A 12,958-nucleotide genomic window follows, 5' to 3' on the forward strand; every position below is an offset into this window, starting at 1 on the left:
GCACCCGCTGGAGCCCATCTTTTTCTTCGAATAATACGGCTCAAAAATCTTTCTGATATCAGCCGGGTCGATTCCGATTCCGGTATCTTTTACGCGGAAAATCACATAATCCCCAGGCTCAATCTTGTTATGCCCTCCCCGAAGCGCTTTTAAATACTCCTGAGCGGTTTCTATCAGCAGCCGTCCCCCGTTGGGCATGGCATCAAAGGCATTGATTATGAGGTTCATCACCACTTTAAGCAGATGTGACGCCGAGCCGCAAATAGGACCGATTTCACGTCCCAGCGACAATTCCACATAGACATTCGGATTGCGCGACACCAGGGTCTGATAACTGGGAGAGTCGAGAAATTCGCTCACAACATCGTTCAGATTCAGCGAGGTCATCTCATATCTTCCCCGGCGGGCAAGCGACAGCAGGTCCTGGATAACATCGGCCGCTTCCCGCGCCGAACGACCCATCATTTCGACTTTCTTTTTAATCGGGCTGTCGGCAGGAAGCCCCATCAGTATCATCTCCGGATACGCCACCAGCGGACCCAGAATATTATTCAAGTCATGCGCCACGCCGCCGGCAAGCACCGCCAGCGATTCCATCTTCTTGGCATGCTCCAGTTTTTCGTTAAGTACCCGCTTTTCTTCTTCCGCCTGTTTGACTTCCGTAATATCACTGAAAACCGCGAGACTGCCGATAATATCGCCGCTGTTGTCGACATGCGGCTTCCCCGCCACCAGTACATACCGCCGACCGCCGTCCTTCCTGCATATGACCGCCTCATAACGGCTTTCTCGTTTCTCATGGGGATTGGAAAGTTCGCGCGCCATTTTGCCGTAATGTTCTTCCGCCACGATTTCCCGCAGCGGCATCCCGGTCAGTTCCTCCGCCTCATAGCCGAATATCTGGCAGGCGGTCCGGTTTGCAAAAAGCACATCCATCTGTAAATCAAATATCACCACACCGTCGGAGATATTTTCAATGAGATAGCGGTATTTCTCTTCTGATTCCCTGAGACGTTCTTCAATCAATTTCCTTTCGGTGACATCGCGCGCCACCCCGACAATGCCGGCAACTTTTCCCCGTTCGAAATATGGCTGCTCGTTGACTTCCAGCAGCACCGGGCGACCGTCTTTATGATATATCTCCACCAGATAGGGAGGATGCGCCTGTCCCGACTTCAAAGTCGCTTCGGTGTATTCGATTACTTTTCTGTTAATCGGATTGTCCGTCAGGTATTTGGTATAATGCGTTTCCCATTCCTCCGAGGTGTATCCGGTGGTTTGCGTGACCGATGGTGAGGTATAAAAGAAGACGCCATTGGTATCGTGGCGGTAAATAAAATCGCGGGCGTTTTCGAGAAGCACTTTTTGCTCATCCGCCAGAGCCGTAAATTTCGCCGCCGTCGCCCTCAATTCTTTCTCTATCTTGGTTCTTTCAATAATCTCTTTTTCCAGTTCTTCATTTTGGCGAAAGTAATGGATGATAAGCCGCGCCAGATGTCCGAATTCAGTGTCCTTCAAGCGCAGTTTTTCCACCGGCGATTCATCGCCTAAACGAAGGCTCGCGGTCAATTGTCGCAGCGGAAGCCCCACCCAAAACACCAGAAGCGCGAAAATTGCCGCGGAACTGACCAGCGCAAACGCCGCCAGAAGATAAAAATTCCTCACATTGGCAGCGTTCAATTCCCGCAGCATTTCTGAGTCATGAACCCCCTCCAGCCAGGCAATAGTGTCACCCGTGTGGCTCCGCAAAGGTTTGGAAAAAGCGATTGACTCCGTTCCAGATTTTTCAAATAGCCCCCCCTCTTCCCCGTCGAGTCTTATCGCAATCTTGCTGCCTGTCAGTCCCCCCAGTGTCTTCATATATTCGCTGTCTAATGCCTTTCCAACCATCAGGAATCCCAGCGGTGTTGAGACTCTTAAGTAGTCACTCGATGGCTGTATCGGCGCCCCGAATATCTCCAAAAGCGCGTTTTCATGCTTCAGATAAAAATGACAGAACCATCCCCTCGAAAAAACCCGGGCAAGCTCTATGTCAGAAAAAGGGGTAACCATCAGAGCGCAGGAATCAAGGTTACTCAAGAAATAAACCGGAGAAAAATCTCTTCCCAGTACCCAAACCGCGTTAGAATTGTAGGTAGTCAGCGCCGCTTCCAGGTTCTCCCGCGCCCAGCTGCTGTCGGGATCTCTCACGAATCGCACCATGTCGTCCCAGAAACTATAATCATAGGCGAATGTCTGTGACGCATGCCCCTCCAGTTCCAGCACCATATCAAGAAGATTAGTCCGCTCATCCGCCTGCTCCTGGGCAATCAGCTCCACCCGTTTATTGTCGTAATGGCGCGTTACCGAGAGACCAAGCAGGAAAAATCCGGCAAGCGACAAGATTAAAACCGTTAAGCGAACCTGTGTCTTCATCTTTGTTTATTCAGTAGGACAATCATTCTCGTGAAAATCGACAAAATCCCGCCTCTTTTTCGCCCCCATTATTACCTTATCCTCCTCAACCAAACGATATCGATATTATCGGCAAATCCCCACTAATCTCCAGTTGCGACTTTTCCGCTTGATTCTCTATTCTATTGCGTCACAATGAATTGGCAAAATCGCGATATTCTGGGGTCTCTTGACCGATTTCCGCGCCAGGAACGGATATCGCTCTCTGCGAAAAATCTGCCAAATTCCCACTTTGTGATTGCATAAAAAGTCAAACAGTGCCATAATCTGCTCTTAATATTCTATCGCATTTGGCTTGGTCAGCTTAGATGAAAAAAGAAATTAGAAATAAATCCGCGAGTCTCCAGGGGCTCCGTATTATGCCCCTTACTCCGGGCCGCTGGGATGACCTGGTCAGACTATTCGGCGAGCGGGGCGCTTGCGCCGGTTGTTGGTGCATGTGGTGGCGATTAAAGCGCTCTATCTGGTTGGCTCAAAAAGGGGAAGGCAATAAAAGGGCATTGAAGGCACTTGTGGAGCAGGGCAAACGTCCCGGATTGCTGGCTTATCTGGGCAAGACGCCTATCGGCTGGTGTGCCGTCGCCCCGCGTGAGGAATATATCGCGCTTGAAAAATCCCGAATTCTAAAAAGAGTTGATGACCTTCCTGTATGGTCGGTCGTTTGCTTCTTTATCGCCAGGCCGTATCGACGTCTCGGGGTCACTTCGGCTCTGCTTAAGGCCGCCGTCGAACTGGCCGCTCGCAACGGCGCCGTCGCCGTCGAAGGTTATCCCACCGACCCCAAAAGCAATCAGCCGGACGTTTTCGTCTTTACCGGATTACTTTCCGCCTTCCGAAAAGCCGGATTCCGGGAGGTTGCTCGACGGTCTCCCGGGAGGCCTATTATGAGATATCTGATTGAAACGCCCGGAAAAAAATAAATCGGTTGCGCGAGGGGAAAAGCGGTTACCCGATTAAGCCTTCACTTTTGCCGCATTCTTTATAGAATTTATTTCCGGAATTACGCCAAGCACCGGATATCCGACAAATTCTTCAACCTGCTCGATGCTCTTGAGCGAATTATCCAGAAGTTCTGCCAGAAGCGCCGCTCCTCCGCCGAGCGCCAGTCCGACAAAAATCCCCATAATCAGGATTTTGAGACGGTCCGGTTTCACCGGTGATAACGGAACTTTGGCCGGCTCCACTACTTTAAACTGCGCTTCCTGAAGCAGCGCCTGTGATATCTGCGAACTTTCCTGTTGCTCTTTGAATCGGTCGCGGAGTTCCCGCGCCGCATTTATCTCACGATTCAACTGGTCCAGCTTTGCCTGATATGCCGGTATGGAATTTATCTTATCGGTCAAATCAGCCAACGCCAGTTTCAGATTGTTAGACTTCGAATAGAGTACATCGAGGTCGGCGCGCACATTGAACAGCCGGGCTATATTATCGCGGGTCGCCTTGTCGTAACTGGCGAATTGCTGCTCCACCAGCTCGCGATGCTCATCTTCCAGAGTGCCGATATAGCTGTACAGCTTGGTTTTAAAATTCAAGATCTCCGGGTCCGACCAGCGATATTTTGGCATCAGGTTGGCGACCGAGACCAGCAAATTCTGAATTTCCGCCTTGATTCTCTTGAGGTTATTTGATTCTTCCAGAGTCAGTTTCGTCGCTGGAATGTCGACCAGTTTAGCAAGCAACCTTCTCTCTTCGTCCTTCTTCTCTTCTATTTCAATGTTGGTCCCTTCGATTTCCGAAGTAATCGCCTTGCGATTGGAATCCGAAACTACCATCTCATTTAACTGATACCCCATGAATTTCTTCTGGAATTCCGTCAATTCGTCAATCTTGTCCTGCAGGTCTTTTTCATACTTGGACAACTGGTCGTAGGTAAAATCCTGGGAGAGACGGACTGACCCCAACTGCTGACGACGTTTCTCCGTCATCAGTATTTCCCCCAGATTTTGAGCCATATCGCGCGCCAGCCTTGGACTGGTTGACAGGACCGAAATTCTCACCTGCTCCCATCCGGCAAAATTGACAAAAATCCTGTCACGCAGTTCATCGGCCAAAACCTCAAATTTTATCTGCTCCGGGCTCATATCGGGTCGCGATGCCCGCATCTTGGCGACCTTCTTGTCCAGCGAGGGGTCTTGGTCTAATCGGAGATTCTGCACCAGCTGCCTCAAGAACGGCGATGACGTCACCTCGTTCTGCATACTTTTCAGCTCTTCCGACCGATGACGTTCGCTCCCCAGAACATCAGTCGCATCGCCTACCATACGCCGCAATTGGTCTGTCATCTGAACCGGGTTTCCAAACCAAATGATAACCGAAGATTGATACTCCGGCGTAATCAGATAAGAACCGGCGTACGCCGAAATCGCCACCAGAACCAGCGGAATGAAAATAAGCCACTTCCGCTTCCAGGCAATGGCAAAAATGTCGCTTAAGTCCAGAGACTTCTTGGTTTTATCGTTATCCATATCCGCCTTTTTCCCAGATTAACATATACCTTGATATATATTCTATGCAACAAGCGTCCGTCGGTTTCAAACAAATCAATCTTCATAAATAAGGGTTGTCAAGCGCTATATTTGACAACCCTTTACCATCTTGCCTGGTTCCCCTTACCTTTTCTTCTTCCCCTTGGGCTTCACTTTTCCTTTCGCCTTGCTCTTGGGCTTAGCCCCGGCCGCTTTTGTCGCTTTCTTCTTCGTCGCGGCGCTCTTCTTTGCCGGCTGCGTTCTGCCTGTTTTCAGGTAACGGCCCCAATCTCGCTCCATTGAAAGCGCCAGCTGACGAATATGCTCAGTCGACGTATGCTTTGACTCAAAGTCGCGATATGCCCGAAGAACCTGCTCTTTGGACAGCCCCAAACCCTTGACGACATCACTTATATTAATCTTATATTCCCAGGCGAAGAGTAGCGGGTCGAGAATTTCAAAAGGCAAACAGAAATAGAAGTCTTTATCCGACACCGTGAGGCTGAAAGTATCCGGGGTTGGCGTCCTTTTCATGATTTCCTCTGGCACCCCCAGATACTCGCCCAGTTGATAAATCTGAAGTTTGTAGAGATGGCAGACCCCTTCGATATCGGTTCCGCCGTCGCCATACTTGCAATAGTCGCCAAGGATAAACTCGGTCTTATTGGTCGTGCCTGCCACCAGGTAATTGTTCTGGTCGCCCCAGTAATAAAGGGCAATCATTCGGGCGCGAATTTTGACATTCGCCGCCGCCGTTATCGCCAGAAACTCCTTCTTCCCCAGACGTTTCTCTTTCTGGTTCCCTCTGCCGTCGTCAATCCGCAGAGTGTAGTAATTGAAGCGGTCAACCTCGAGAAGATTCTGCGGCAGATGAATATTGAACTTGTGGGTGGCGCTGTCATATTCGGGGAAGATGCTTCTTATAACTTCATCCCGATTCCGATATGCCCCGTAACTCTCCACCACCTGGGTCAAATCGACAGTGCGATGCGCAATCCCCAGTTTGTCGATAAGTTTCCTGGCGAATTCCGCCGATTGCGGATTTGAATCCTTTTCCGGCAAAATCAATCCGAGCACATTTTCCTTGCCTACCGCCCGCACCGCCAGTGATGCCACTACTGCGGAATCGATACCACCGCTGATGCCGACAATTATCCCGTCCCGTTTCGGGACCCCTTTCACCGCCTTGCGCATGAACTCAATCGCAATTTCGGCTTCTTTGACCGGGTCGATACGAAGTAATTCCTTGTCGAACTTCATACCTGTTCCTTTCCAATTCTATTTATCTGCCACTTTGATTTATCAATTGAAGTTTATTTACTTTGCCCGATTTATATTTGGGAAGCGCCTCTACGAAATCGACATACTTCGGTATCTTGTAATCTGCCAATTTAGCCCGGCAGTACACCTGAATCTCCTTTTTATCCGCGGTCGCTCCCTCCTTCAAAACAATAACCGCCTTTATTGCCTCACCCAGAATATCATCTTTCACCCCGAAGACAGTCGCCTCGGCGATTTTCTCGTTCTCCAGAATGCACTCTTCCACTTCCTTGGCGCTGACCCGGTTTCCCCCCGCTTTAATAATCTCCTTCTTCCGCCCCACAATGTAAAAATACCCTTCTTCATCTTTCCGCGCCAGGTCGCCGGTATGCAGCCACCCGTTGCGCAGCACCTGGCTTTGCTCTTCCGGCTGATTCCAGTACCCCAGCATTACATTATCGCCGAATACCGCTATCTCGCCCTCTTCTCCGGTCGGCACCTCCACGCCATCATCATTGACAATTCTTATCTGCACCCCCGGCACCGGAATTCCGATTGAGCCGACCTTGTCTTTGAGTCTATCCGGCGGGCAGTACGATACCCGTGGCGCTGCCTCGGTCTGACCGTACATTATATAAATCTCTTTATGTGGAAAAGTCGCCATCAACCGTCGCACCACTTCCGGAGCCATGGCGCCGCCGGCCTGTGTGAAATACCGAAGCGCCTCCAGTTTGCGGGTGGCAAAAGTGGAATTATTTAGAAGTATCATGAAATTCGACGGCACCCCGGAGAATCCGGTCACTCTCTCCTGCTCCATTGTATCCAGAACCACTTCCGGATAAAGGAAACGATTGTCGATTACCAAACGTCCCCCGCAAAGGATATGGGTCAAAAGCAGCGAATTGCCATAAATATAATAAAACGGCAATATAACGATGACACTGTCGTCAGGGGTAAGCTTCAGATACTCTACTGTGGCAATGGTGTTGGAAATCAAGTTCCGGTGCGAGAGCATTACCCCTTTCGGCTGTCCGGTGCTGCCTGACGTATAAAATATCGCCGCCAGCTCGGTCGGCGCTTCCGATGACTCCTTTTCCAGATTATATTCGAGATATCGAACCTTGCCCTGCCAGGAGTTGTCCATTTCGGCCGACAGCTCCGTTCCCTGCAGAATCTCCGCCATCGTTCGGTGTGACAGCGTTCCGGAATACCCCCGAAATCCCCGGTCTGAAATTAACTCTTTCAGAGCGGTATTCCCCGCGAGTATCTTCTCCAGGTGACGCTCATATTTTGACTGAATTATCAGACATTCCGCCCCGCAATCGTTGAGAATGAAATTTATCTTCTCCGGGTTCAATGAGGTATCCACCGGCACCACCACCAGTCCCGCGCCGGTAACTGCAAAAAACGCCGTCAGATACTCCGGCGAATTTTCGACAAGAATCGCCGCCCGTCCTCCCCGGCTGAATCCGCGGCTTTCCAGATATTGACGCATTTTCAGCGACGACCCGTACAATTCACGATACGTAACCGACCGCTCCAGGTATGTCGCCGCCAGCTTCTCCGGAAAAACCCGGGCGCTTCTTTCAAGAGTATCGAATAATTTCATTTCTTGATTTCATCGATGAATGATAAAAGGGCTGGGAAATCAGCCCTTCATCATCACCCGATCTTGCGGGCTATAAATTTCGTCAGATTTTCGATGGAGTCGAGATTGTCTGGAATCATCTCGTTGTCGTCGATGCTGAAATTATACTCCGATTCGACAAAACTGGCAAGTTCCAGCACTCCGGTGGAATCAATCACTCCCTTGTGCATGAAGGAATCGCCGTCTTTCAGTTTGCTCTTCTCATCGCCTATAAGAAATGTTTCCGTTATAAAGTTACGGACCTTTTCTTTAATGCTCTTTTCGTCAACAGTTGCCATCGTTCTACCCTTATCTATTGTTATTTACTTTTCTTTTTGCCTTTGCCGGCCGCCGCTTTCTTCTTTGCCATCTTAACTTCCAGCGGCTCCATTCTTAAATATTCCGTCGCTTTTATCTTGCGGTCGATATTGAAATATGCCCGCTCCACCTGCTCCGGAGTCATCCCCAGCTCCTTTGCCGCTGTCTTTGCCGGCACCTTGTTCTCCATCGCATACCACAAGAGGTCCATATGCTCGAAATCCAGCCCGAAGAAAAATTCCTCCTGGGTCACTTCGGCGCTGTAGGTATCTGTGGTCGGCGTCCTCCGGATAATCTCCTCCGGCACACCCAGATATTCCGCCAATTGATAAACCTGCACCTTGAATAGATGCGCTATCGGTTTTAAATCGGCGCCGCCGTCGCCATATTTCACAAAAAAGCCCTGCATATGCTCGTCTTTATTGCCGGTCCCTGCCACCGCCCAGTTCCGTTTCTCCGCATGATAATATAACGTGGTCATCCGAAGTCTCTGCTTGAGATTCGAGGCCGCCACCACCTGAAGATAAACATCCAGCGGCATCCGCTTCGATTTGCTTTCCCCTGCCTCGTTTTCAATCGTTACGTTGAAGAAGTTGAAGGTATCCTTCTCGGTAATTTTGCTGGGAATTGTTATCTTGGTCAGCCAGCCCGGTCCATATTCCGGGAAAACCCGCCTGATAGCTTCATCCCGTCTTTCATAGCATTTCATCCCGGCCAGACCGCCGGTAATCTCATCAAGTATCACTTCAAATCCAAACTTCTTCGCCAGTTTCTCCGCCAGAATTTTGCTTTCTCCGGAGGATTCTTTCTCCGGCATCATCACCCCCAACACTCGCTGCGGTCCCAGCGCCCGGGCGCAGAGCGCCGCCGTTACCGAGGAATCAATCCCGCCGGAAACTCCCACCACCGCCCCGCTCTTTTTCATGATGCCGCGTATCTGATGAAGTATTACTTCGCACAACTCATCGGTCACTTTAGCGGCATTAATCTTCAAACTCTCTTTACTGAATTTCAATTTGATATCCCTCAAGTGAAAATTCTTATGATACCATTACGCAAAAGTCGCCGGAAAACTAAAGTTTTTTTTAAAATTAGCAAGTCTCAAATTCCTCTCATCTGACTCTTTTCCGACAAATCCGGAGCGTTCTGCCCCATATTTAACTTGATATACTATATCGGCTTATACGGGGAACTCTTGAATCGCAATCCCCTCTTTGGGGCATAATCCCCACCACTTTTGCAACCCCCACTTAATTCTCCAAAACGGACTTTTCTATCCCAATATCGGTATCATCGGAAATCTCACTCCGACTTCCTCTTTTCCCCTATCAATCCCAATTCCTCGAAAACCCTTCTGGTTATCGCCAGTCTTTTCGGCGCCATTTTCTCAAAACTCTCATCCTCAATGTTCAGCGCATAGACCCAGACATTATCCTTCGTCTCCAGAAATCCCACCAGCCATCCTACCGCTCTGCCGTCAGGAAGCTCCCCGCCGCCGGTCTTGCCGCTCCAGCGGTACCCGTCACCCTCCTCCAGAACAATCATCTGTTTCAGAATATCTGTTGACCGCTCCGAAATCCCCAGTTCCTTCTTGTATAATTTTTTCAGGAATGCCACCTCTTCGTCCGGCGAAATTTTCAAAGTTGAGCTGAGCCAGAACTTATCGACCCCTCCCGATATATCCTGATTGCCATAGGCGAACTGCTTTAGATATTTCTCATAATTCTCTTTCCCGATTCTTCGGGCAAGTTCCCTGAAATACCAGACCACCGAATACTTGATAGCGCTTTTCAACGTATGGTCCTGCGCCCAGACCTCGAAAAATCCGGTCCACCATTCCTGTCGCGGGTCACGGATAGAGTCCCATTTTATCACAAAATCGCTGTCGCCGGCAATCCCGGTCTCCAGAGCAATCAGGGCGTTGGGAATCTTAAAAGTCGATGCCGGCGTGAATCGCGTCGAACAGCGCGACTCGTTGTAGCGGACATATGAATCATGTTTCATATCATATAGCACAAATCCCCCTTCCGTCCCTCCGAATATCCCGTCAAAATCTATCGGTTCGCTCCCGAATACCACGCTTGCCGACAAGCAGACAAACAACAGCCCCGTCGAAATCTTTCTTCCAAAACTCATCTGCATCCCTCAATTGAATTCATATTCCATGCCAGTTCCGAAAATGATATGGCAGATTTCACATCTCTGCAACTTTAAACTTCTGCGCGGTAGACCCGCCCGCCTGCTCGCTCACTTCTTTACCGGCGAATATATCCCCTCAAACCAGATATACCAGCTCTTCCCCTCATCGGTCGACTGCTCTATCAACTGTCTCACCTTCCCTTCCTCCATCGGTGTAAATGACATCCGCGACCGCTCCCTGCTCCCGTCCGGCGCATAGTTATACCCCTCGAACTTCATCGACCCTTCCTCCATCCCGCCAACATAATGTATTACATTCCCCCGCGAATCGACCCAGTTTTGCACCCATTTCCCCACCGAGGGGTCATAATAATTGACGCTCTTCCCCGTGCCGCCGCTGACAGATTCCCAGTTTTCAATCAAGAGACACCCGTCAAGCGTTTTTTCAATCCGATTATGTCCCGCCACTCCCCCACTCGTCGTTCTCACTTCCCAGTCACCGACCCAGAAATCAAATACCCGGCACTGCGGATTGTACTCGCACGGGCTCATGGCGCTGTCCGCCCGATGCAGAAGTTGCTCATATTCCTTATGCGCCCGCACTGCCGCCAGGTCGCTGTCATTCTTGAGATAATTGGCTGTCGGATATCCCCCGTCTATAACCCGGTAGAGCATTTCTATTGCTTTAGAGGTATCCTTCCTTACCGAATATATGCAGGCCATATTGTACTGTGAAATCAAGGGAGATCTCCCGTGCTGCGCCGCCTTTTCATATGCCTCCAGCGCTCTCTCCCAGTCTCCCGCATAATGCGATGCAACCGCCAGCCCGTACCATCCGTTCCCGTTCGCTGAATCTTGTTCCGTGACAGCCTCATACAAACTCGCCGCTCTTTCCCACTCCTTCAGCGCGAAAACCGAGTCCGCCGCCTGAAGCAGGCTCGCAACATCTTTCGCTTCAGCCTTCATTCCCCAACCACCCAACATCACAATAACCGCCATCGACATAACACCTTCTTTAACCCTCTTCATTTACACCTCCTTTTTCAAATTTATACGGATTATACAGCGCCCCCAGCTCGGTTTTAAATCGAGCAAAGTCTAGTACAATGAAGTTATTATCACCTTGGGGCGCTTGCTCAAATCGGCGTTCTCGCTGGAAGCAAAACTGGCCCAAGCGTCGAGTTCCCAAGGGTTAGGCACCCCGGCCCAAAAAAACAGTGCTGGCATATGATATTCGAGGTCTTCATAAATACTGGTCAGATCAATTGAGATTTCTGAGCCAGCAGATGGTTCAAAGTACGAAAAGTGCTGATCTGCATCTGCAGGTTGCGTACTCCAAGTCAGTGTACTTTCGGCCCAATCGGATTCCGTGAATTTATACCAAACCCTGGTGTCCCCGCCAAAGCAATATAGCAAAAATTCCGCTGAAATAAAGGCATCGGATTTCTGTCTAAACGGCAATTTGACATAGAACCGCTCGATTTCGCAGTAGCGATAATAAAAATAATGGTCATCAGGATAAGGATATTCAATCCAGCTACTTCCATAAATGTCGAGTCTTTCAGCATAAGGATAAGAAGTAGCCACTCCCCCAAGACCGCCACAATCATCTCGAAATCCCTGCAGGTGAGCTTCCAATGTCACATCTTCCTCCACATACAGCGTCTCTTTCACCGCCCGAAGCATCTTAATGTCATATATCTTCAGGCTCTGAGTTATGGAAATGGTATCCGGCGCAAAGAAATATTGAGGATGCGTGCAGGTTATCCCCTGAAACCCCAGCTGCACATTTCGGAACTGATAATGTCCGTTCAAATCAGATGTGTCTTTCAATCCTGCTATAGATATTTCCGCGCCTGCAACTAATCCGTAATATTGATTTGACACCGTCCCGATCAGGTTTACCAGATTGTCCATAACTACATCTACCCTGGTCGGCGCCATTGTAACCTCGATTTCTTCTGTATGGTCGAAATAATCTTGATGTGTACAACTCAAGCTCTGGTGACCAAGCGGTACTTCCTTTAACTCATATCCTCCCCACTGCCCGGATGTATCACCCAATCCCGCAACCGAAACCACCGCTCCCGAAAGCGGCCGCCCTGAATCGCCATAGACGATTCCAAACAGGTTGGCCGCCGGATACAGGTAGATATTGAATTCAAATGGAACTGAAGGGATATTAATTGTGACCACGAATCGATAATGCTCCGGATGGTAGCAGGATAATTCTCTATTTCCCGTTGGTACATTCGGCAACTGGTAGCCCCCGTCAACCTGCGTCGTGTCCACTATCCCACCAGCTTCAACTATCGCACCGCCGAGTGGCTGCATCAAATGGTCATATACTTTCCCGAATAACCTCACCGCCGGCACCAGCGGCACATTATAAATTAGATCTCTTTTGACTGTGATATTGTCATGGTAATACCCGAAACTGTCGCACATCACCGATATCGGATACACCCCCTCCACCACTTCCGCAAACAGATACTTCCCCGCGCTATCTGTCACCGTGCTGTCCTGCCCCAATATCACTCTGGCATTTATGACCGGAATCGACGTCTGCACCCGCACCACTGTTCCCGACACCGACCACTTCCGAATTTCCTTCTCCCCCTCCGTCCCCTTATCCCCGCAACCGTGGAGTAATAACACCCCCATGGTCACTGCAGATAGGACTCGTGCTCGCATA

General features: G+C 49.9%; 10 protein-coding genes. 1 reads left to right on the forward strand and 9 read right to left on the reverse strand.

Features of this window, described 5'->3' with window-relative positions:
• Positions 1 to 2,415: PAS domain S-box protein (locus AB1690_01150; protein MEW6013907.1), on the reverse strand; the 2,415-nt coding region annotated here is incomplete at its 3' end.
• Between the two features lie 398 nt (positions 2,416 to 2,813).
• Between AB1690_01150 and AB1690_01155 the strand changes: the two genes are divergently transcribed.
• A complete protein-coding gene (locus AB1690_01155) occupies positions 2,814 to 3,374 on the forward strand; it encodes a GNAT family N-acetyltransferase (protein ID MEW6013908.1) in 561 nt (186 codons plus the stop codon).
• A 33-nt stretch (positions 3,375 to 3,407) separates the two neighbouring features.
• Here the strand turns inward: AB1690_01155 and AB1690_01160 are convergent, their stop codons facing one another.
• From AB1690_01160 to AB1690_01195, 8 genes are all read right to left on the reverse strand, one after another.
• On the reverse strand, positions 3,408 to 4,919 hold the full coding sequence (locus tag AB1690_01160; protein ID MEW6013909.1) for a Wzz/FepE/Etk N-terminal domain-containing protein: 1,512 nt from the start codon (positions 4,917 to 4,919) through the stop codon (positions 3,408 to 3,410).
• Positions 4,920 to 5,063: 144 nt separating this feature from the next.
• On the reverse strand, positions 5,064 to 6,179 hold the full coding sequence (nadE, locus tag AB1690_01165; GenBank protein MEW6013910.1) for an NAD(+) synthase: 1,116 nt from the start codon (positions 6,177 to 6,179) through the stop codon (positions 5,064 to 5,066).
• 22 nt (positions 6,180 to 6,201) lie between these two features.
• Positions 6,202 to 7,788, reverse strand: coding sequence for a class I adenylate-forming enzyme family protein (locus AB1690_01170; protein MEW6013911.1), 1,587 nt, complete (start codon positions 7,786 to 7,788; stop codon positions 6,202 to 6,204).
• 53 nt (positions 7,789 to 7,841) lie between these two features.
• Positions 7,842 to 8,105: an acyl carrier protein gene (locus tag AB1690_01175; GenBank protein ID MEW6013912.1), complete on the reverse strand. Its 264-nt coding sequence runs from the start codon at positions 8,103 to 8,105 to the stop codon at positions 7,842 to 7,844.
• A 20-nt stretch (positions 8,106 to 8,125) separates the two neighbouring features.
• Entirely contained in the window at positions 8,126 to 9,139 is a 1,014-nt protein-coding gene (gene nadE, locus AB1690_01180; GenBank protein ID MEW6013913.1) for an NAD(+) synthase, read from the reverse strand.
• A 287-nt stretch (positions 9,140 to 9,426) separates the two neighbouring features.
• Positions 9,427 to 10,260: a penicillin-binding transpeptidase domain-containing protein gene (locus tag AB1690_01185; protein ID MEW6013914.1), complete on the reverse strand. Its 834-nt coding sequence runs from the start codon at positions 10,258 to 10,260 to the stop codon at positions 9,427 to 9,429.
• Between the two features lie 111 nt (positions 10,261 to 10,371).
• The gene (locus AB1690_01190; GenBank protein MEW6013915.1) at positions 10,372 to 11,292 is read right to left on the reverse strand and encodes a tetratricopeptide repeat protein; all 921 of its coding nucleotides are present in this window, start codon (positions 11,290 to 11,292) and stop codon (positions 10,372 to 10,374) included.
• Between the two features lie 69 nt (positions 11,293 to 11,361).
• Positions 11,362 to 12,855, reverse strand: a complete 1,494-nt coding sequence (locus tag AB1690_01195) for a DNRLRE domain-containing protein (GenBank protein ID MEW6013916.1) — start codon at positions 12,853 to 12,855, stop codon at positions 11,362 to 11,364.
• Positions 12,856 to 12,958 lie beyond the last annotated feature (103 nt).

The sequence above is a fragment of the Candidatus Zixiibacteriota bacterium genome (assembly GCA_040753495.1).
GTDB lineage: Bacteria > Zixibacteria > MSB-5A5 > GN15 > PGXB01 > DYGG01.

Excerpts from the sequence above, each read along its gene's own strand:
- nadE (MEW6013910.1), bottom strand. The coding sequence starts at position 6,179 with ATGAAGTTCGACAAGGAATTACTTCGTATCGACCCGGTCAAAGAAGCC.
- AB1690_01160 (MEW6013909.1), bottom strand. The coding sequence starts at position 4,919 with ATGGATAACGATAAAACCAAGAAGTCTCTGGACTTAAGCGACATTTTT.
- AB1690_01155 (MEW6013908.1), top strand. The coding sequence starts at position 2,814 with ATGCCCCTTACTCCGGGCCGCTGGGATGACCTGGTCAGACTATTCGGC.
- AB1690_01185 (MEW6013914.1), bottom strand. The coding sequence starts at position 10,260 with ATGAGTTTTGGAAGAAAGATTTCGACGGGGCTGTTGTTTGTCTGCTTG.
- AB1690_01190 (MEW6013915.1), bottom strand. The coding sequence starts at position 11,292 with ATGAAGAGGGTTAAAGAAGGTGTTATGTCGATGGCGGTTATTGTGATG.
- AB1690_01175 (MEW6013912.1), bottom strand. The coding sequence starts at position 8,105 with ATGGCAACTGTTGACGAAAAGAGCATTAAAGAAAAGGTCCGTAACTTT.
- AB1690_01170 (MEW6013911.1), bottom strand. The coding sequence starts at position 7,788 with ATGAAATTATTCGATACTCTTGAAAGAAGCGCCCGGGTTTTTCCGGAG.